17 protein-coding genes are annotated in these 20,397 nt (G+C 34.6%); 11 read left to right on the forward strand and 6 right to left on the reverse strand.

Going from position 1 to position 20,397, the window contains the following annotated elements; genetic code table 11:
- Positions 1-20: 20 nt before the first annotated feature.
- From F960_RS11810 to F960_RS11820, 3 genes are all read right to left on the reverse strand, one after another.
- Positions 21-1,478, reverse strand: a complete 1,458-nt coding sequence (locus F960_RS11810) for a GGDEF domain-containing protein (RefSeq protein WP_004865398.1) — start codon at positions 1,476-1,478, stop codon at positions 21-23.
- A gap of 295 nt (positions 1,479-1,773) precedes the next feature.
- Positions 1,774-2,844: a Gfo/Idh/MocA family protein gene (locus tag F960_RS11815; RefSeq protein ID WP_004865402.1), complete on the reverse strand. Its 1,071-nt coding sequence runs from the start codon at positions 2,842-2,844 to the stop codon at positions 1,774-1,776.
- Positions 2,845-2,985: 141 nt separating this feature from the next.
- Positions 2,986-3,795 carry an IclR family transcriptional regulator domain-containing protein gene (locus F960_RS11820; protein ID WP_004865404.1) on the reverse strand — a complete coding sequence of 270 codons (810 nt, stop codon included), beginning with the start codon at positions 3,793-3,795 and terminating at the stop codon, positions 2,986-2,988.
- Between the two features lie 144 nt (positions 3,796-3,939).
- On the opposite strand from F960_RS11820, the gene pobA reads away from it, so the two are divergent.
- From pobA to phnX, 9 genes are all read left to right on the forward strand, one after another.
- Complete coding sequence (gene pobA / locus F960_RS11825; protein WP_004865407.1) at positions 3,940-5,154, forward strand: 4-hydroxybenzoate 3-monooxygenase; 1,215 nt, start codon at positions 3,940-3,942, stop codon at positions 5,152-5,154.
- A 404-nt stretch (positions 5,155-5,558) separates the two neighbouring features.
- Complete coding sequence (locus F960_RS11830) at positions 5,559-5,996, forward strand: hypothetical protein (protein WP_004865410.1); 438 nt, start codon at positions 5,559-5,561, stop codon at positions 5,994-5,996.
- A 295-nt stretch (positions 5,997-6,291) separates the two neighbouring features.
- Positions 6,292-7,023: a UTRA domain-containing protein gene (locus tag F960_RS11835; RefSeq protein WP_004865415.1), complete on the forward strand. Its 732-nt coding sequence runs from the start codon at positions 6,292-6,294 to the stop codon at positions 7,021-7,023.
- A gap of 108 nt (positions 7,024-7,131) precedes the next feature.
- Positions 7,132-8,232 (forward strand): putative 2-aminoethylphosphonate ABC transporter substrate-binding protein, encoded by a 1,101-nt coding sequence (locus F960_RS11840; protein WP_004865416.1) that lies wholly within the window; start codon positions 7,132-7,134, stop codon positions 8,230-8,232.
- Positions 8,233-8,263: 31 nt separating this feature from the next.
- Positions 8,264-9,463 carry an ABC transporter ATP-binding protein gene (locus tag F960_RS11845; RefSeq protein WP_004865420.1) on the forward strand — a complete coding sequence of 400 codons (1,200 nt, stop codon included), beginning with the start codon at positions 8,264-8,266 and terminating at the stop codon, positions 9,461-9,463.
- Positions 9,457-11,166: a putative 2-aminoethylphosphonate ABC transporter permease subunit gene (locus F960_RS11850; protein ID WP_004865424.1), complete on the forward strand. Its 1,710-nt coding sequence runs from the start codon at positions 9,457-9,459 to the stop codon at positions 11,164-11,166. Before F960_RS11845 ends, F960_RS11850 begins: the two co-directional genes overlap by 7 nt.
- An 83-nt stretch (positions 11,167-11,249) precedes the next feature.
- Entirely contained in the window at positions 11,250-12,401 is a 1,152-nt protein-coding gene (locus F960_RS11855) for a TIGR03364 family FAD-dependent oxidoreductase (RefSeq protein WP_035373150.1), read from the forward strand.
- Between the two features lie 75 nt (positions 12,402-12,476).
- Complete coding sequence (gene phnW / locus F960_RS11860) at positions 12,477-13,643, forward strand: 2-aminoethylphosphonate--pyruvate transaminase (protein ID WP_004865427.1); 1,167 nt, start codon at positions 12,477-12,479, stop codon at positions 13,641-13,643.
- A 70-nt stretch (positions 13,644-13,713) separates the two neighbouring features.
- A complete protein-coding gene (gene phnX / locus F960_RS11865; protein ID WP_004865429.1) occupies positions 13,714-14,526 on the forward strand; it encodes a phosphonoacetaldehyde hydrolase in 813 nt (270 codons plus the stop codon).
- Between the two features lie 73 nt (positions 14,527-14,599).
- Here phnX and dsbG read toward each other — a convergent pair whose 3' ends face one another.
- From dsbG to dsbD, 3 genes are read right to left on the reverse strand one after another with little or no spacing between them, the layout of a single operon-like run.
- Positions 14,600-15,343 (reverse strand): thiol:disulfide interchange protein DsbG, encoded by a 744-nt coding sequence (dsbG, locus tag F960_RS11870; protein ID WP_004865431.1) that lies wholly within the window; start codon positions 15,341-15,343, stop codon positions 14,600-14,602.
- Between the two features lie 2 nt (positions 15,344-15,345).
- Positions 15,346-16,173 carry a TlpA disulfide reductase family protein gene (locus F960_RS11875; protein WP_004865435.1) on the reverse strand — a complete coding sequence of 276 codons (828 nt, stop codon included), beginning with the start codon at positions 16,171-16,173 and terminating at the stop codon, positions 15,346-15,348.
- A gap of 1 nt (position 16,174) precedes the next feature.
- Positions 16,175-18,226, reverse strand: coding sequence for a protein-disulfide reductase DsbD (gene dsbD / locus F960_RS11880; protein WP_004865437.1), 2,052 nt, complete (start codon positions 18,224-18,226; stop codon positions 16,175-16,177).
- Between the two features lie 127 nt (positions 18,227-18,353).
- Between dsbD and F960_RS11885 the strand changes: the two genes are divergently transcribed.
- Positions 18,354-19,028 (forward strand): response regulator, encoded by a 675-nt coding sequence (locus tag F960_RS11885; RefSeq protein ID WP_004865439.1) that lies wholly within the window; start codon positions 18,354-18,356, stop codon positions 19,026-19,028.
- The gene (locus F960_RS11890) at positions 19,025-20,392 is read left to right on the forward strand and encodes a sensor histidine kinase (protein ID WP_004865441.1); all 1,368 of its coding nucleotides are present in this window, start codon (positions 19,025-19,027) and stop codon (positions 20,390-20,392) included. Before F960_RS11885 ends, F960_RS11890 begins: the two co-directional genes overlap by 4 nt.
- The last annotated feature ends 5 nt before the right edge of the window (positions 20,393-20,397 follow it).

A 20,397-nucleotide genomic window follows, 5' to 3' on the forward strand; every position in this document is an offset into this window, starting at 1 on the left:
TTATACCATCTGCTATTGTTTTAAGTCGTGCCTAAGTTGTGTTTGACGCACAATTGGTTGCGACCATTTTCTTTAGCTTGATATAATGCAAGATCTGCTTGATTGATAAGCTGTTGAAATGGAACACAATAGGGCAATGTTTGAAAACTTAAACCAATACTAACACTTATATTTAAAATTTCACCATTTTCTAAGTAAATTGGTGTTTGATGGACAGAATTACAAATTCTTTGCGCAATTTGAGTGCTTTGTTTAAGCGATAAATTTTTGAATAAAATAGCAAATTCTTCACCACCTAAACGACCAAAGAGATCAGTTTCACGTAAATTAGATTTGACAATTTTTGTAAACTCTTGCAAGACATAGTCACCAGTCATATGCCCATAATGGTCATTTATTTTTTTAAAATGATCTAAATCTAACAATAAAATGGTAATGCTTTCTGAAACATTTTTTGGAGAAATATGATTGACTAGGCGCTCACTTTCTTCATAAAAAAAACGACGGTTCATCGTTGAAGTCAAACTATCGTGATTTGCTAGATATAAGATTTGATGATAAAGCTTTTGTCGATTCATACTGATAATAGATAAAGTCAGTGGACCTAAAGCTAGCATCACCAATCCGATACGAATAGAAATCGCTGTAGATAAATATGCAGTAGAGGACTCAGAAGCATAGAATGTGCTTAAACTGGTATAAAGAAATGTGACTACAATCAAATTTATAATCGTTACGAAGAAGAGATTGTAACGTAAAGATGCCCAAATCAAAGCTGCAATCGGGAACATGATTGAGCCTGGTCCTGTAAAAAAATGTGCCAAAATCACAGAAATAAGGACAAAAATCGCAGGTAATATTTCGATAAATTGAAAGTTTTCTTGACGTTTATTCTTCCAATATTCTTGGAGTACAGCTTTAGTTGGAATCGCTAAAACAATCGGTAAATAAGTAATAATATTTAAAATTTCACCCGTCCACCACATACCAAAATCGACCCAAATTCGAGCTGGATTCATAAAAGTGTTAGGGACAAAAGGAATGGTAGAAACAGCAAAAATTGCACCACTTAAGCAACCGCCTAAAGCACTTATAAGAAATAAATAAAGAAATGTTAAGCCTTTATTATAATTACGAAAATTTAAATGAAACCATCGAATAATCAACATACTAACAAATACATTGATCATATTTGCCATCGTTAAAAATAAGGTAAGTAGAACGTAATTTCCTGTGACTAAGTCAGCAGCCATGTAGCCAATAAAACTACCTAACCAGCCTCCTAAATTGTGATAATTTGGAAATCTTAAAAAAATACCCAATAAAACTGCATTTGCAATCCAAAAAGTTGCTAAAAATGTGAGTGGTCTACCTAAAATTCCGATTAGGCAGCAACTAAAAATAATAATGCCGATAATAAAAAAGGCATGTATATTTTCATGAAGCTTTTTCGAATTTAGTTGAATAAAACCAATCAATTGCTTGCTCTGCTTATCGAATTATTATAAAAGTGAGTTTGATGTCACGTTTTGTAATTATATTATATCTTTTCAAGATCTTTTTATAGTATTAATTTAAGTATCCCTAAAAAATAATAGATATTTTATCAATTATCTTAAAAAAATGAAGTTCTTATATAATGAGCCGATACATGGATTAAGCACAATTGTAAAATTCCATCATTTTTGAATTTTCAGATAAATTTGAAAAATCTAAAATGATGGAATAGTTTTTATATTAACTTTTAATATTTCAACTGAATTTTGTTTTTTATTAAGCCGATTTACGCTCTAATTCTAAGGATTCAATGAAAATTGTTCTATTTTCTCTAGCAGATTTCTCAATACATTCTAAGAGTTGAATGTTTCTGATCGCATCTTGGGCTGAAGAAATAGGTTGAACTTTTTGATCAATTACATCAATAAAATGAGAGAGTTGGCTGATATAAACATCTTCAGTTTTATCTGGCTCAATTTTATTTTTGACTAAAGTCGTTGACCAACTTTTTTCATTATTTTGTGGATAATTCCAATATTCTAATTGGGGTACACTTAAAGCACCTTCTGAGCCACTGATGAAATAACAGTTTTGATCAGGAGAGCTAGCAAAACTTGTTTTATTTTCTTCAGTATTTTGATCCCATCCCCAAGGAGAAACAGCAGCATCAGATGCAAGTAGCGTTGCTAAAGCCCCATTTTCAAAGCGTAAAGTGATAGAAATCGTGTCTTCAACTTCTAAATTTCTATTTTTATGCCCCATCATCGCTTGTACAGATTCAATTTCGCCATTGAGATAACGCATCAAATCCAGATCATGAACTAAATTGATCGCTAAAACTCCCGCACCTGACTTTCGATGCCATTCGATATCAAAATAATGATCAGGTTTATACACGCTCCACAGGACATTGAAGGTATTAATATCGCCTAGTATACCTTGATCTATAATTTCTTTTGCTTGTTGAATAATCTTATTATGGCGTCGATGATGTCCAACTAATATGGGAATATTCAACTTATTTTGGGCCACTATCAACTGCAATGCTTCATTTGTATCTAAAGCAAGCGGCTTTTCCAAGAGACATGCAACTCCATGTTGCATACAGGTAATTGCTGTTGAAACATGGAAACGATTTGGATTTGCAATAATTACACCATCAACTTTTTCATGTGAAAAGAGTTGTTCTAAATCTTGGTAATGAGCAACCTTATATTCTTGAGCAAGAACATCTGAAAAGGGATCACAAATTGCGATGAGTTCTGCTTGTTGATGTCGAGCAATGGTTTGGGCATGTTTTTTTCCCATAACACCTGCACCAATAATTGCAATTTTTTTCGAGGTCATTATTTTAGCTCCTTGCTTTGAAATTTGATCTTAGCAATTAAATTTATAATTTGGAACAGTGTTCCAAAAAATATAGAGATAAATTTTTATAAAATGCAAATCATGTTTATGAAGCACAGATGAAGAGCTAGATCCTCAAATTTATAACATTGATCTCAATTCATATGCAGTATTTCTTAATAAAGGCAAAATACTATTGAGCAAATAATCATCGCTAACTCGATGTGTTTGTGACATACAATTGAGAGCCGCAACTGTTTGTCCTTGCGTATTTACAATCGGTACTGCTATCGCGATAACGCCTAATTCATGTTCTTCTTTAGATAAGCAATAATCTGTTGTTGAGACTTGCTTCAAGACTTGAAAAAAATCTTGTTCCGACTGAAGAGTAAAGGGCGTTAAACGCTTAAGTTGATATTTATTAAACCAATTTTTTTGTTCATCTGGACTTAAAGCTGCCAATAAAACTTTGCCTGTAGACGTAGCATGAGCAGGTAAGCGGTTGCCCAAATGCATACCATAGGGGCTTGAGCGCAATATATCTTGTTGGGGTAAAAAACTTCGTGCAATGGGAACCACTTCATCATCATCTAAAACTACAATCGAAAAAGTGAGTGAAGTTTGCGCACATAATATATTTAAAATGGGCTGTGCAATCTTGGGAAGATGTGCTGAGCTGAGATATGAACTAGAAAATCTTAATACTTTATGTGTTAACCAAAAATAATGCTCATCACCGTCTAAATAACCTAAAAATTTTAAAGTTTTCAAATATCGTCTAGAAGCAGTTCGACTCATGCCTGTTCTTTCAGCGATTTGTGTCGCATTTAATTTTTGTCGATCTATGCCAAATGCTTCAAGCAAACTTAGACCTTTGCCAAGCCCCGCAATAAAATCATCCTTACTCATGATTTCACCTGAGGTTTTATTTTCAATCATTTCGTAACGCATCAAAAAATCCCTTTTTCATATAACTCATTAATTTTGTCCGATATACGGACATGAGTACCGTTAATCGGTGAAAATTCATTTTTCACTATAGCTGAAAATTCACAGAATTATTAATTTAAATATAAATCGAATGGAGCAGTGAAAATGGAAATTTTAAATACCAAAGTTGCAATTATTGGTTCAGGCCCAGCAGGATTGCTGTTAGGACAATTACTTTATAAAGCAGGCATTGATCACATTATCATTGAACAACGCAGTAGTGAGTATGTGGCTGCACGTATTCGTGCCGGTATTTTAGAACAAGTTTCTGTAGATTTACTCAAGCAAGCAGGGGTTGATGAACATTTAAATCAACATGGGCTACCGCATCATGGGATTGAAATTTTGACTGCTGGTGAAAAGCACAGAATTGATTTGTCATCACTGACTCATGGTAAACAAGTGACCGTTTATGGGCAAACGGAAGTAACGAAAGACTTAATGGCAGCACGTGAGCAAGCAAAATTAACGACGTTTTATGAATCAAATGATGTGCAAATTCATGATTTTTACGATAAACCTCATGTGACATTTACACAAAATGGTCAGCAATATCAGGTTCAGTGTGATTTTATCGCTGGATGTGATGGTTATCATGGCGTCTGCCGAGCAAGCGTTCCTCAAGACAAAATTAAAACCTTTGAAAAAGTATATCCATTTGGCTGGTTGGGTATCTTGGCGGATGTTCCTCCCGTATCAGATGAGCTGATCTATGTACAATCAGAACGTGGCTTTGCCTTGTGCAGTATGCGTTCGACTACGAGAAGTCGTTATTATTTACAAGTACCGTTGACAGATAAAGTTGAAGATTGGTCTGATGAGCGTTTTTGGGATGAATTAAAAAATCGTTTAGATGAACAGAGCCGTGAAAATCTTGTAACTGGTCCATCTATTGAGAAAAGTATTGCACCATTACGTAGTTTTGTGACCGAACCAATGCGTTTTGGGCAGTTATTTTTGGCAGGTGATGCAGCACATATCGTGCCACCAACAGGTGCAAAAGGTTTAAATCTTGCAGCTTCAGATATTGCCTATCTTTCGAGCGCCTTGATTGAATTTTATAAAGAAAACTCGAGTAAAGGTATTGATGAATATTCTGAAAAATGTTTGAAACGTGTATGGAAAGCTGAGCGTTTTTCATGGTGGATGACACATTTATTGCATCGTTTTGAAACAGAAAGTGATTTTGATCTAAAAATCAAACAAGCTGAGTTGGCTTACATCTTAGGTTCTGAAGCAGGTCAAACGACTTTGGCAGAAAATTATGTGGGTCTGCCTTATGAAATCAAGAATATGGATGATTTGAAACAAGCAAGCTGAGTTGATTGTATAAATTCGCGCTGTAATTAAATTTAGATCAGCACTCGCTACAATGTGTATTGATTACAAATACATAGAGTGTTGATCGTTTTTTTGAAAATAATTTGAGCAGATCACAATAATAATCTTATAAGCAAAAAAACTCATCCCTTGTTGCAAATATCAGTTATTAAAATCATAAATCAAAATATATAACTGTTTAGCTGAGCTTATTATTGTCCTTATAAATCTGTTATTTCTACACTAAATAATCAGAATAATTTAGGTTTTGCAGATCAAAATTAAGTTGAACTTTACATAATTTTTTCAAATAATCGCATTTTTTTAAACATTCACTTATTAATTGATAAAATCAAATTGTTGATATATATTATTTTAATTTTTAATTGTGGTTTTTTTCTAAAATGAAGAAGATTTTTTTATCGTCATTGATTTTATTTCTAAGTTCAAGTACTTTTGCAGCGAATTGTTCTATTACTTATAAAGCTTCAGAAACTTTATCGAGTGCAATTGAAAAAGAAGGCTTTACTTTTGATAATTACGAAAAGCTATGTCAAAGATTAAAACAAAATAATGCAGGGGTTTCATTTTCAACCGTTTCTCAAATTAGCCCTTATCAAACAACTGCTGCCGTTGTGATCAGCCTTTATCCGATTGGTAAGATCGGCATGACAAGTGCTACAACAAATTGGATTAGATACGATGAATCAAGAACGACAAATGCTCAAAAAAGCACTTTATATGGTGTGGCAATGGCAGGATTGAATGATCTAGCGGATGATAAAAATCAGTTGGCACTGATGTTGAAACAAGTGAGTGAAATTCGCACTGGTATCAAATAAATATTTGAAACATTTGCTCTATCAAGCGATATATCTAAACAAATTATGAAAAAGATGAATTTTTTCTATTAGATCGAATTTATGAAAATTGGTTCAATTTGTTTTAAGCTGCTTTGATAGAGTAAATAATTTTAGTAAAGTGTTGATTTAATTTAAAATTATCAATTTTGCTAGATGTTTAATGCGTGAATGATTATTTCCGTATCATACTTAAATTTTTAAAATTCATTTAAACGCTAATAATTGAAATATTTTTTCAGTATATTAGTCATATGATTTTTAAATTATTTTTGACATGAGCGAAATAGATCAAGAAACACAAAAAGTACCGAAATATATTCCGATTCGAGATGCGATTGCACATGAAATAGAATCTGGTGCATTAGCGAGCAATCAAAAACTTCCTTCAGAAAGGGTGTTATCTGAACAATTTGATACGACCCGTGTCGCAGTTCGTGAAGCCTTACTTGCGCTTGAAACGGATGGTTTAATTTATCGTTTGGACCGTCGCGGATGGTATGTGCGCGCTCCACGAATTATTTACCAGCCACAATCGACAAAGAGCTTTAATCAATATGTGAAAGAACAAGGTTTTATTCCAAGCACTGAATTGATTTCAGCACAAGTTACACAAGCGACAGCTTGGGATGCTAAGCATTTAAATATTGAAATCGGCGCAGAAATTTATTCAATTTGGCGAAAACGCAGTATTGATGGACGTCCTGTTTTAGTTGAACATTTACGTGTTATTTCAGATTATTTCCCAAATTTTTTAAAACAAGATTTACAACAATCCATTACTCAATTGATGGCAAAAGAGTATCAGTGCCATATTACTAGAGCAGAAATAAATTTATATCCAACAGCATTGTCTGAACAACAGGCAAAATTATTACATGTAAATGTAGGTGCGATGGGCTTATATATATGTCGTTCAAATCGTAACGAACATGGCATGGTGACGGATGTCGATCAAGAATATTGGTTGCATGATGTATTGGATCTACATTTTGAAGCGAATGAATGAAATAATGATTTAAAAAATTAAATCTGGTTTAAACCAGATTTAATAGAATTGTCATATAAAACTGTTGAAATACTGACATCAAAACAAAACTCATCTTTAGGAAAAAATATGAGTCGGTATGTTCAACACAGTAAAATCTTACATCGTGTTCAGAATGGTAAAAGCCAAGTTTCAAATATACGCTTGCTCAAAGTAAAGACTTTAGCACTGGCATTTGTTGTATTGAATAGTGCATTTTTAGCTGCCTGTTCAACACATACGAGCAATAAAGAACAAGAACAAATTACGGTTTATACGGCAGTTGAAGCAGATCAACTCAAGCGTTATCAATGGGAATTGAAGAAAGCTTATCCAGAACTTAGGGTGAAATGGGTTCGTGATTCAACAGGTGTGATCACCGCAAAATTACTGGCAGAACAAAAAAATCCCCAAGCTGATGTTGTTTTTGGCTTGGCACTGACCAGTTTATTGGTCATGGAAAAGAAAGATTTACTGCAAGCTTATAAACCTAAAGGTGTTGAACATCTAAAAACCAATTTTGTGAGTCCAAAAAGCGTTCCGACATGGACTGGGATGGATGCTTGGGAATCTGCGATTTGTGTAAATACCGTTGAACTCGCAAAAAAATCATTACCTATTCCACGATCTTGGCAGGATTTAAGCAAACCAATTTATAAAAATATGATTGTTATGCCAAATCCAGCTTCGAGTGGCACGGGTTATTTGGATGTGACCGCTTGGATGCAAATATGGGGCGAGCAAAAAGCTTGGACCTATATGCAAGCACTCGACAAAAATATTTCCCAATATACTCACTCTGGTTCTAAGCCTTGCAAAATGGCAGCTCAGGGGGAAACTCCAATCGGAATTTCTTTTGGATATCCAGCATTTAAATTGAAATCACGCGGTGCACCTTTAGAAGTCGTTTATCCAAGTGAAGGGCTAGGTTGGGAAATGGAAGCTTCAGCCATCGTTAAAGGAACCAAACATTTAAGCAGTGCTGAGAAATTTATCAATTGGTCAGTGACGCGCTCTGCAAATGAAGCTTATGCAAAAAACTTTTCAATGGTGGCATATCAAGGGGTTGAAACGAGCAGCCCAGATTTTCCAAAAGATTTAGCAAAAAAATTGGTTAAAAATGACTTTTATTGGTCAGCAGAACATCGCGAACGGATTTTGGCTGAATGGTCAAAACGGTTTGAAAAATAACATTTTATAAAATTGAAAATTTAGGTGCATTATGCAAATCCCGACATCGCTACAATCAAGTAGGCAAGCTCAGCCACAGCAAAACACAGCAGGTCATTTGCTGACGACGCTAAAAACCTACAAATATCCTGATCATCATCCAGCAATTTTGGAAATGATTGATATACAGAAAAATTTTGGACAATTCAAAGCGCTCGATCACATCAATTTAGATTTGAAAGCTGGAGAATTTGTTAGCTTTTTAGGTCCATCAGGCTGTGGTAAAACGACTTTATTAAGGATTATCGCCGGTCTTGAAAACCAGGATTATGGAAAAATCGTCAAAAAAGGCGTTGATATTAGTTTGCAAAATGCTGAAAAAAGAGGATGTGGAATCGTTTTTCAAAATTATGCATTATTTCCAAATTTAACTGTGGAAGAAAATATTGCCTTTGGATTGGATAAAAAGATTTGGAATAAAGCACAGCGAGCAGAACGAATCCAATTCCTTTTAGAGTTGATTTCTTTACCAGATATTGCCAAAAAATATCCAAATCAACTGTCTGGTGGACAACAACAGCGAGTTGCTTTAGCGCGAGCAATTGCACCGAAACCCGACCTTTTGTTATTGGATGAACCCTTATCGGCGCTTGATGCACAAGTTCGACTCAATTTGCGTCAAAAAATTCGCTCGATTCAAACACAATTTAATCTGGCAACGATAATGGTAACGCATGATCAGGAAGAGGCGCTGAGTATTTCTGACCGTGTGGTGGTCATGAATCATGGCATCATTGAACAAATTGATACGCCACATAATATTTACTATAAACCACAAAGTAAATTTGTAGCTCAGTTTATTGGGACAATGAATTTTTTAGATGCGATTTCACATGATTCTCATCAATTAACAGTGTTTGAAAATACTACGATCAAAGTTTCTGCTTCAAATGTTCAAATAGGGCAGAAATACACTGTAGGTTTTCGCCCAGAAGCTGTTGAAATATTGAGTGAAAAACCACATGAAAATGATCAATTTTTACTATTACCTATTCAAGTGATAAGTAGTGAGTTTTTAGGTGCAAAACGCCGTATTTTTTCTAAGCTTGATTTGGAAAATAGTACATCAACTGAAATTCTACAGATTGAAATTGAACAGCAAAATATTCAATTTTTACAAGAAAAAATGTGGATCAAAGTAGTAACGAATATGCTTCACGTTTTTGATGAGCAGGGACATGCCTTATGTTAAATCAGACAGCATCTGCTATTTTAAAAACCCAAACACGTCAGAAAAATCGCTATTCGTTACGTTCAACGCTTGCTCTATTTATCTGTGCAGTTGTATTGAGTTTATTGATCATTGCGCCATTGATGATGTTGTTTAAAAGTGCATTTTATGATGAAAATCAGTTTCTTATAGGGCTATCTAATTTCTATGCCTATTTTTCTAATGCCTCATTACTCAGCTCTATCTTTAATTCATTTTGGATCGCTTTTGTTGCAACGTCGCTTACTGTGTTCTTAGCAAGCATTTATGCTTTTGCCTTAACTAATGTCAATATCAAAGCAAAAGGTTTTTTTAAAGCTGTCGCATTTTTGCCTATATTAGCACCGTCATTATTGCCATCTTTGGCATTGGTTTATTTATTTGGGCAACAAGGCGTACTTAAAAGCTTGCTTGGTAATACTGAAATATATGGCCCAATTGGAATATTGATCAGTTATTGTTTCTGGCTTTTTCCTGCAATTTTGATGTTGATGATGGCTTCATTTCGAAATATTGATCAGCGTTTAATAGAGGCCTCCCAATCACTAGGCAAGAGCTTATTAAGTACACATTTTCACGTAACTTTGCCAGCAATTCGCTATGGATTAGTCAGTGCATGTCTGGTTTCATTTACCTATGTTTTGACAGATTTTGGTATCCCAAAAGTGATCGGTGGCTCATTCAATATGATGGCTTTGGATGTCTATAAGCAAATAATTGGGCAACAAAACTTTAATATGGGTGCGGTGATTTCGATTTTGTTACTTTGTCCTGCGGTCTTAGCATTCGCATTTGATCGTTTTCAAAGTAAGCGTCAGGCAAGATATCAAAGTTTTCAAATTAAACCTTATATTGCGAAGCAAAATAAGAAATTGGAATTTGCATTAACTGCTTTTTGTAGTGTGATTTCTGCTTTTATTTTATTGGTGATTATTACTGCAATTTTAGCTTCATTTATTAGATATTGGCCTTATGATTTAACTTTAACATTCAATCATTATCGTTTTGATTATGCAGATGGTGGTGGCTGGGGTGCATATTTTAATTCAATTAAAATGGCGCTATTGAGTACGATTTTTGGTACAGCATTAATTTTTACGATTGCCTTGTTAACAGAGCGCTTTAAGACTCATCCATTGATTAAAAACTATGTACAAATCCTCGTTTTACTGCCATTGGCTGTGCCAGGCTTAGTCCTCGGTATTGCATATATTTTATACTTTAATCGTCCAGCAAGTCATTTAGAAGTTTTGTATGGAACCATGACACTTCTTGTGATTTCTACTGTAATCCATTACTACACAGTGCCACATTTAACCTTGAGTAATGCCATTAAACAAATTCCAGCTCAACTTGATCAAGCCGCAGAGTCACTCGGCACATCAAAATGGAAAATGCTCTGGAAAGTCTATTTACCACTATGTTTGCCAGCACTTTGTGACGTTACGGTTTATATGTTTGTCAATGCAATGACCACAGTTTCTGCGGCGATATTTCTCTATTCTCCTGATACAAATCTGGCAGCAGTAGCAGTGCTTAATATGGATGATGCTGGTGATACGGTTGCTGCTGTAGCAATGAGTATTTTGATTTTATTGACCTCTGCGGCAGTGAAAATATTGCACTGGCTTTTAACACGAAAATTGTTAATCAATACTCAAAAATGGCGTGAAGATTCATATTAATAATCATCTTCTTATCAAGATAATGTAAGTGGAAATACTTGCTTGATTTTAGTTGGTTTGAAAAGTTTAAAGTGGAAAATAAAGTGAAAGCGCAATTTGATTTAATTATTGTTGGTGCTGGGATTTTAGGTTTAAGCGCGGCAATTCAAGCTCAGGAACACGGGTTAAAAGTTTGTATCATTGAAAAAGATGCTGAACCCAACGCAGCTACACGACGTAATTTTGGCATGGTTGGAACTTCAACTTTGGCAAAACCTGAAACTAAATGGCATAAATATGCACTAAAAACATGTGAATTTTACAAGAAAATTCAAGATAAAACTGATATTTCATTTCAGAAAAGATCTGGATTATATCTAGCCAATACAGAACTGGAGTTCAATGTTTTAAAAGAATTTTCAGAAAGTGCAGCTGCATATGGAATAGCGAGTCAATTATTAAGCCCAAAAATGTTAAACAACAGGTTTGATTATTTACGACCTAAATACGATTTTGAAGGTGCCTTAATTGTTGAAAATGATTATTCGGTAGAGCCCCATTTAATCGGACTTAGACTACTCGATTATGCCCGCGCAGTAGGAATTGAGGTTATTACAAATAGTAGTGTAATAAAAACTTTCAATGAATCAGGTGTTTGTAAAGCTAAACTAGCAAATTCAGAATGCTATAGCTCAAGTAAAATTTTAATATGTCATGGCGCTACAGTCGATATTTTATATCCTGATTTATTAAAACAATCAGGTGCAAAGATTTGTACTTTACAAATGGCACTCACCAAACCATTTCATCAACGGCTCGACATGTCTATTTATTCTGGATTATCGATTGTACGTTATCCTGCGTTTGAGATCTGTCCGAGCTACGTAGCTTTACAGCAAAATGAACAGCCCAATCTCGTGAAAGATTATGGGATACATATATTAATTAAACAAAATGAATTTGGAGAATTGATTATTGGTGATAGCCATGAATATGACGAGATTGGTGATACACCACGATATGAACAACGTGAAGAAATTAATCAATTTATTTTGCAATATTGTAGTGAAAATATTGGCATAAATCTGCCAGAAATTTCCAAACGTTGGACTGGTTCTTATCTTAGTCACCCTGAAAAAATGGCACTTGTCACTGAAGCTGAACCAAATATTTATTTGATTAGTGCAATTGCTGGTAAGGGAATGACGACGGGCGCTGGATTTATGCAAGAAATTTTAGAGCAAAAAATATTTTAATTTTTTTGTTTCTGTCATCTGGTTTAAACCAGATTGGTGTAAGATTAATTTATAGATCAAAGAAGAGACATTTACATGAATATTCAAACAGAACTAAACCGAGAGCAAAGTGAAGTTGAGAGCCAAGTTATAGATCACGATTTAGAGAATCGCTATTTACTGCTCACTCCTGGACCTTTATCAACGTCAAATACAGTACGTAAAGCAATGCAACGTGACTGGTGTACTTGGGATAAAGAGTACAATGTACTTGTACAAGAAATACGACAAAAATTAGTTAATCTATCAACTAAAAATACAGAGCTATATACGGCAGTGCTTATGCAAGGTAGCGGAAGTTTTGCTGTTGAATCGGTTTTAGGTTCAGTGATTCCGCGAGATGGAAAAATTTTAATTATTAATAATGGCGCTTATGGTGCACGAATGGTGCAAATGGCGAAGTATTTAAATATTGAAGTTGTAGAGTTAAATTATGCAGAGACTCAAAGTCCTTCTTTAAAAGAAATAGAACAAGTGCTCCAAGATCAAAAAATCACACATGTGGCTTGTGTTCATTGCGAAACGACTACAGGAATCCTCAATCCAATTAAGCAAATTGGGCAGTTGGTCAAATCATCTGGGAAAATTTGGATCGTCGATGCAATGAGCTCATTTGGTGGAGTCCCATTAGATCTAGCTGATTTAGAAATAGATTTTTTAATTTCTAGTGCGAATAAATGTATTCAAGGTGTTCCAGGTTTTGGCTTTGTAGTAGCAAAACGCGAACAAATCGAAAAATGCCAAGGTCGTGCTCGATCTGTAAGTCTTGATTTATATGATCAATGGAACACCATGGAAAAGTATGAAGGTAAATGGCGCTTTACTTCACCTACACATGTTGTACGCGCTTTTTATCAGGCTTTACTTGAATTAGACATCGAAGGCGGGGTCGCTGCTCGTTTTAAACGTTATCAGGAAAATCAAAGAAAACTCGAGCAAGGCATGCAAAAGTTAGCTTTCAAATTGGTTTTAGATAACACCGTTGAGCAATCTCCGATTATTACCACTTTTTTATATCCTGAAAATGAAAAGTTTAGTTTTCAAGCATTTTATGAAGCACTTAAAGCCTCAGGATTTGTGATTTATCCCGGAAAAGTTTCAGATTTAAATTGTTTCCGTATTGGCAATATCGGAGAAGTTTATCCATCTGATATAGATCGTTTATTAGTGGCAATTGAACAATATTGCCAAAAAGAACTTTGAAAATCGACATATTCAATATTTTAGTAAATTCAAACTTGAAGTAAACACCACTTAATTAGGTAAACTTATCATGGTAAATGTAAATAAAATTCAAGCAGTAGTATTTGATTGGGCTGGTACAACAGTTGACTTTGGTTCTCGCGCTCCAATTTTAGCATTCATGGCATTATTTAAAGACAATAATGTTGAAATTTCAATTGAAGAAGCACGTGAACCGATGGGTTTAGAAAAGCGTGATCATATTGCAGCCGTTTTGGCTATGCCACGTGTGGCTGAAGCATGGTTACAGGTATATGGGGCCAAAGCGACCGAACAAGATATTGATCGTTTATATCAAGATTTCATTCCGTATCAGCTTAAAACAATTCCGAATTGTGCTGAATTGATACCGGGAGCTTTAGCAACATTTGAAAATATTAAAAATCGTGGGGCAAAAATTGGGAGTAATACTGGTTATGCCAAAATGATGATTGGTGAATTAGTTCAGTTAGCAGCTCAACAAGGGTATAACCCAGACTGTATCATCACAGCAAGTGATGTAAAGCATGGTCGACCAAACCCAGAAATGCTTTGGAAAAATCTCACTGAACTAGATGTATCCAATATCAAAAATGTAGTCAAAGTAGATGACACGATTGTTGGGATTCATGAAGGTCTAAATGCTGGATGCTGGACTGTGGGCCTAGCAATTAGTGGTAATGAAGTCGGATTGAGTTATGCTGAATGGCAAGATTTAACCGAAAAAGAACGTGAAATTTTAAGAGAAAAAGCATACATAAAAATGCGCACTTCAAATGCACATTATGTCATAGATAGTATCGCTGATTTACCTGCTGTACTAGATGATATTGAACAGCGTCTGGCAAATGGTGAAAAACCTTAAGTTAACAGAGTAGTAAAATTAAGCATGTGGTTTATATAAAACAGACCACATGCTTTTTTATATTCTAAGTTAGTTAATTGAGCAACTTAGCTATATCTTTTGGTGCGCCTTGTTGGCTTTGCACTTCACCATCTGCATTTTTCCAGACGATACCCGGCGTCGCATAAAAACCATATTTATCCATGAGTTTTGCATTTTCATCGAGTTGATCGGATAGATTTTTTGGAATATTTTGCATTTCTTTCACTTTATTTTTACCCTCAGAGAGATTATAAAGTTTAAAAACTTCTTCAGGATTTTTAGCGCTCAATAATGTTGCTGCTTGTGCTTTACTTGATGGACGGATCACACCCACCATAATATGGCGTAATTGGACTTTTCCAGAATCAACCCAAGGGCGTGCTTGTTTCCAAAAGGTATGACAATAAGGGCAGTTAGGATCGGAAAATACATAAACAACTTTAGGGGCTTTGGGATCACCATCCTGAATCCATTTAGATTTTTCAAGTGAACTCCATACCTCATCTAATACAGCCGTTTTCACATGATCATTGATGGCTTTTTCAGTCAAATTTACATTACTTTTATCAAATAAATCGCCGACGATATAGTATTTTTGATCATTTGAAATAAAGACGGTCGATGGATATTCATCTTTATATCCAGCCCAACCTGTTAAACCTTGCGGAGCATCGATTTGTTTTACAAATTGGTAGCCTTGTTTTTGCAATTGTTCTTTAACTGTTTCTGCTAAAACATTTTGACTCAAAAATATTGAAATACTTGCAAATATTAAGCCTAGATTATGTATTTTCATCTTCATTCCTGTATCGATTTCAACTTTTGCTCTAGAACTGCGTGACTTATTTCGCCCATATGTGTGGTCACCAGATTTCCTTTTGCATCAAAGAAAAGGGTGCTCGGCAAACCAAATAGTCCTGTTTTTTGGGCAAGTTCACCATTTTTATCTAAAAGAATACCGTGAAGTTTAATGTTTTGTTTGTCGAGGTATTGTTGAATCGCCTCAGCATCTTCCCCCTGATTAATAAATAGAAAATTCACGTTTTTATGGGCTATTTGTGCATTGCTTAACAATGGCATTTCTTTGCGACAAGGTGGGCACCAACTGGCCCATAAGTTGATTACAATTGGTTTTCCGCGAAAGTCATTAAGTTGATATTGTTGATTATCTAAGCCCATAAAGCTAAGTTCTGGAAAAATCTGATACTGTTTTTGATATTGCTTTAAGGCACTAAAGCCAACAACATTGATTGCAATGAAAATAGATAAGGCGATGACCAAGATTTTTTTATTGAAATTCTTATTTTTAAATAAGAAATAAATGAAAGCTGCAATAAATCCAGAAAATGGTTCAAAACCATGATCTTGTATTTTGATTATATCAATCCAATTTGTTGAATAAGCTTGGAAATTCAAGCCGATAAATACCAATCTTGCGATCAGCAAACCGATAATGATACAGCCCCAAATAGAATCTTTGAACTTTTCCCATATTGGCTGTGATATTTCTGCACTTTTCCTGTAAAACCCACTGATTAAAATCGCACAGAAAATACCTAAAACAGGGATAATGATAATCCACGGCAACATCAACGGACCCAGATGAACAGCATTTGGTGTGATCATCTTATGGTTCAGCCTTATTTAATTGAGTAATCAACTCTTGAGCTGTAAATGTACCTGTTAAACGCAAATCACGTTTTTCACTCGCATCATGATTTAAAAACAGTACAGTAGGTGGTCCTAAAATTTGCTTATTTTTCAAAATAATATCTTGTGATGCATTGTATTTACTCAAATCTAACTTAATTCGAGTGAAATTTTGCAAAGCTGTTTGAACGTCTTTTCGAGGCATAACTTCACGTTCAATAGGTTGGCAGGCAACACACCAATCAGCATAAACATCCAAAACAATATGCTTATTTTCAGATTTTGCTTGTGCGATCGCAGTATTAAGCTCATCCAAAGTACTGACTGTGGTCCATTCATAATGTTGCTCAGCATTTTCAATATGCATGCGATTTACTGTATTTTTTATATTCCAAATACTTAGACCAAGACAGAGAAGGGTTAAGCAACTCAAAATGATTTTATGTGAAAATTTCTGTGATTTAGTGATAATCCAAAGTAGATATATAGCCAGTGCAATAAGCAAAGCTGCAAATAAGGTGTTATAGAGCCAATTTGCTAGCATTGGTCTAAAGAAATAGACGGCAACCATCAGCATAATAAAACCGAAACTGACTTTTAATCGATCCATCCAAAGACCGGGTTTTGGCAGGTATTTAGAGCCAAAAACGCTGGCAATAAATAAAGGAAGACCGATCCCTAATCCTAAAATGAATAGATATAAACCACCCAAAAAGGCACTTTGCGACTGAGAAACAAAGAGAAGTGCTCCAGCTAAAGGTGCGCTCATACATGGTCCGACGATCAAGGCAGACAACATCCCCATAACGATCGCGCCTAAAAAGGTTCCACCTTTTTGTTTGTTTTGTAATCGGTCTAATTTTTGCGCGATACTTTGAGGTAAGGCCAATTGATACAAGCCAAACATATTCAATGCAAGCAATACAAAGAAAAGGGCAAAAATAGAAACGATGATTGGACTTTGAAACCATCGCTGAAAACTATAACCAATTTCTGCAACGACAATTCCCATGATGCTATAAACAATCGCCATGCTAATGACAAAACTTAATGCAATTGCGGCAGCTTTATAACCCGAGGCACGTTGTACGATGATGCCAGAGAGAATTGGAATTAAAGGCAATGAACAAGGTAAAAATGCCAACAATACTCCTAAACCTAGGAAAATAAATAAATTTATAAAAATACTGTCTTTATTCAATAAATGGAAAAAAGCACTATCATCATTCCATTGTAATGACGATGTATTTTCATTTACATTGCTTGAGTTTATGTTTTTATTATCCAATTCAGTTGAAATATCTTGCTTCTGTTCATCGGTTGAAGCAGTTGAGGTTTCAGGAGTGACTTCATCTGTTAAAGCAATTGGAGATTGAGTTTCAGTATCTTTTTGAGGGTTTAGAACCTGCTTTTCTACTGTCGGCTGATCAACAACAGGGTCTTGTTTATGCTCTACAGGAGATTTTTCTATTAATTTTTTTGCTGTTGTTGGGGGTATTTTATTTTCGTTTTCAGCTGAATTATCAATTAAATTGGCACTTTTTTGTTGCTTAAATATATTTAAACCATGATTTGCATTAGATGACGTTTGTGGAAAAAGACCATCGCTATCCGTTTTTATCGTTGTTCTTTGTAAAGGATAACAAAGTCCATCTTCAGCACAACCTTGCCATGTAACGAAGTAACTCGAATTTGGTTTTACCGAAATAGTACTTTGGACTTGATTGTAATGGACAAAAGTTCGACCAAAAGTTGGATCATCTTTTTCATGCCCGCTTGGTAAATTGAGCTTTACAGGGGCATTATTGATCGTGACCTTAAATTGATCGTGATATAAATAGTAATGCGGCGCAATTTTCCATTTTAATTGTGCTTTATCATTGGATGTAGATTCTGCCGAAAATTGAAATGCTTGGTCTGGCGGTAAAAAACCAGTATTGGCGTGGGCGATGTGCGACAAAGCCAATACAGAAAATAGAACCAAGTTTATTAAATATTTAAAATTCATAATTCCAAAAATATATTTCATTTACAAACATTATCCATAGATTTAGATTAAGAAAGCATTAACAGTTGTTTTTCTTTGTAAGATAGTCAAATTCGAGCATGTTAAAGCAAGTTTGAGTTGTAAATTTAACATCTCAAAAGGAGAATTGATGTTTATTTTACTAGTCGAAGATGATCCATTTATCGCAAAAAGTATCAAATTGGCGTTGCAACATCTCAATTTTTCCATAGAGCATGTCAGGACTGCAAAAGATGCGGATTATTATATACAAAATACATCCGTAGATTTATGTTTGCTTGATTTAGGTTTACCTGATCAGGATGGTTTAGATCTACTTAAAAACTGGAGACTAAAAAAAGTTCATTTACCCGTTTTGATTTTAACGGCACGAAATAAAACGAAACAATGTGTCGATGCGTTGAATTTGGGTGCCGATGACTATTTAACAAAACCTTTTGAATTAACAGAATTAATTGCAAGAATTCATGCATTAGGTCGAAGACATCGTGGTTATGCAAGCAATTTAATTACTTTAGGTGATTTGAAATTGGATAAAGCGACACAACAAGTTTTTTTTCAAGGTGAAGAGGTACAGTTAGCACGTAGAGAATATGCATTACTTGAAACTTTTATGCTTTATCCTGACCAAGTACTCAAAAATGAAGTGTTAATAGATAAAGTATATGGATTTCAAGAAAATATTGAAAGTAATGCATTGAATGTACATGTATTTCATCTTAGGCAAAAAATAGGTTCAGAAAGGATACAAACAGTTCGTGGTGTAGGTTATTTATTTCATGCAAATTCTGAGAAAATGACATGAAAAATTATAGCCTAAAATGGCGTTTAGTTCTGGGTATTGTCGGGACATTTATCGTGGTGTGGGCTGTGGCTTTTGCTTGGCTTTATAATAATCTTGAAAATAAAATGTCTGAAACTCTTGATGAACGTCTATCAGCCTCAGCACACATGGTGGCAAGATTATTAAATCAGATACCTTCTAATGAATTATTAGAATCAGCTAGGCCAATCGTCAATGAAACAGATCAACAAAACTTAATTGCTTGTGAGGTTTCATTTTTTAGCGCAGATATTTCTTTAGAAAAACAAATCGTTGCAAGAACACGCGGTGCACCAAATGAACTTGGTGATCGTCCGATAGGATTTAGTACATGGACTGATCATAATCAAAATGTATGGCGTAGTTATGTTTTAAAAAAGCAACATTTAAGAGTCGTTTCTGCTGAAAAAGTTGAAGTAAGAGAGAAATTATTAGTTGAAATATTACAATCAGTTTTATACCCGCTTATACTGACATTGATTATTTGTATATTATTGATTTTATGGGTAATACGTGTCGAGTTTAAACCTGTAGATGATATGACTAAAGCACTGATTATTTATAAAAATAAACATGATAAAGAACTTGAATATTTGACTCATCGTAGTCTGAAGTCGATGCCTAAAGAAATTCAACCATTTATAGAGAATATTTTACAATTGGTAGAGCGATTGCAACTCAGTTTGGAAAATGAAAAGAATTTTAGTGCCTATGCAGCGCATGAATTACGTAGTCCATTAACTGCAATAAAAACCAATGTTCAGCTGAGCAAAATGCTTGCAGAGCAAAATGTAAATCATCAGGATTTAGTTGAATGTTTAAATGATGCAGAAATTAATATTTCACGTTATCAAAATCTTTTAGAGCAATTATTGATCCTCAGTCAAACGGAACATCAAAAAGATAAGAAAATAGGAAAAATTTATTTAAATTTTGAGCTAAATCAAGTGATTGATCAATTAAAATTAATATATGCGGATATTGAAAATCTGGTGGTGGTTGATTGGAAAAGTTTAGGATCAGTGATGATCGCTGACGATGCGATACAAATTATTTTACGGAATATTATTGAAAATGCATTGAAGCACGCTGAGACTTCGCAAGTTAAAATTTATCAAAAAAATCATAAATTATATGTTCAAGATTTTGGTAAAGGGATGTCCAAGGATGATCTTAAAAATGCGGGTCAACGTTTTTGGAGAAAATCATCACAAGGTCAGGGCTATGGTTTAGGTTTGGCATTATGTAAAGTACTCATGCAACAAAACAATTACCAGATGTTATTGGAGTCAGGTCTAGGTCAAGGTTTAACCGTTATTCTTGACTTTAATCCTATTAATGCATAATCATT

The sequence above is a fragment of the Acinetobacter gerneri DSM 14967 = CIP 107464 = MTCC 9824 genome (genome assembly GCF_000368565.1).
Classification (GTDB): Bacteria; Pseudomonadota; Gammaproteobacteria; order Pseudomonadales; family Moraxellaceae; genus Acinetobacter; species Acinetobacter gerneri.

Bases quoted from the DNA above. Each gene is read 5' to 3' on its own strand.
- F960_RS11840 (WP_004865416.1), top strand. From the start codon at position 7,132: ATGAGTCGGTATGTTCAACACAGTAAAATCTTACATCGTGTTCAGAAT.
- F960_RS11835 (WP_004865415.1), top strand. From the start codon at position 6,292: ATGAGCGAAATAGATCAAGAAACACAAAAAGTACCGAAATATATTCCG.
- F960_RS11820 (WP_004865404.1), bottom strand. From the start codon at position 3,795: ATGCGTTACGAAATGATTGAAAATAAAACCTCAGGTGAAATCATGAGT.
- F960_RS11830 (WP_004865410.1), top strand. From the start codon at position 5,559: ATGAAGAAGATTTTTTTATCGTCATTGATTTTATTTCTAAGTTCAAGT.
- dsbG (WP_004865431.1), bottom strand. From the start codon at position 15,343: ATGAAAATACATAATCTAGGCTTAATATTTGCAAGTATTTCAATATTT.
- F960_RS11875 (WP_004865435.1), bottom strand. From the start codon at position 16,173: ATGATCACACCAAATGCTGTTCATCTGGGTCCGTTGATGTTGCCGTGG.
- F960_RS11845 (WP_004865420.1), top strand. From the start codon at position 8,264: ATGCAAATCCCGACATCGCTACAATCAAGTAGGCAAGCTCAGCCACAG.
- F960_RS11815 (WP_004865402.1), bottom strand. From the start codon at position 2,844: ATGACCTCGAAAAAAATTGCAATTATTGGTGCAGGTGTTATGGGAAAA.
- F960_RS11850 (WP_004865424.1), top strand. From the start codon at position 9,457: ATGTTAAATCAGACAGCATCTGCTATTTTAAAAACCCAAACACGTCAG.
- phnW (WP_004865427.1), top strand. From the start codon at position 12,477: ATGAATATTCAAACAGAACTAAACCGAGAGCAAAGTGAAGTTGAGAGC.
- dsbD (WP_004865437.1), bottom strand. From the start codon at position 18,226: ATGAAATATATTTTTGGAATTATGAATTTTAAATATTTAATAAACTTG.
- F960_RS11890 (WP_004865441.1), top strand. From the start codon at position 19,025: ATGAAAAATTATAGCCTAAAATGGCGTTTAGTTCTGGGTATTGTCGGG.
- pobA (WP_004865407.1), top strand. From the start codon at position 3,940: ATGGAAATTTTAAATACCAAAGTTGCAATTATTGGTTCAGGCCCAGCA.
- F960_RS11885 (WP_004865439.1), top strand. From the start codon at position 18,354: ATGTTTATTTTACTAGTCGAAGATGATCCATTTATCGCAAAAAGTATC.
- phnX (WP_004865429.1), top strand. From the start codon at position 13,714: ATGGTAAATGTAAATAAAATTCAAGCAGTAGTATTTGATTGGGCTGGT.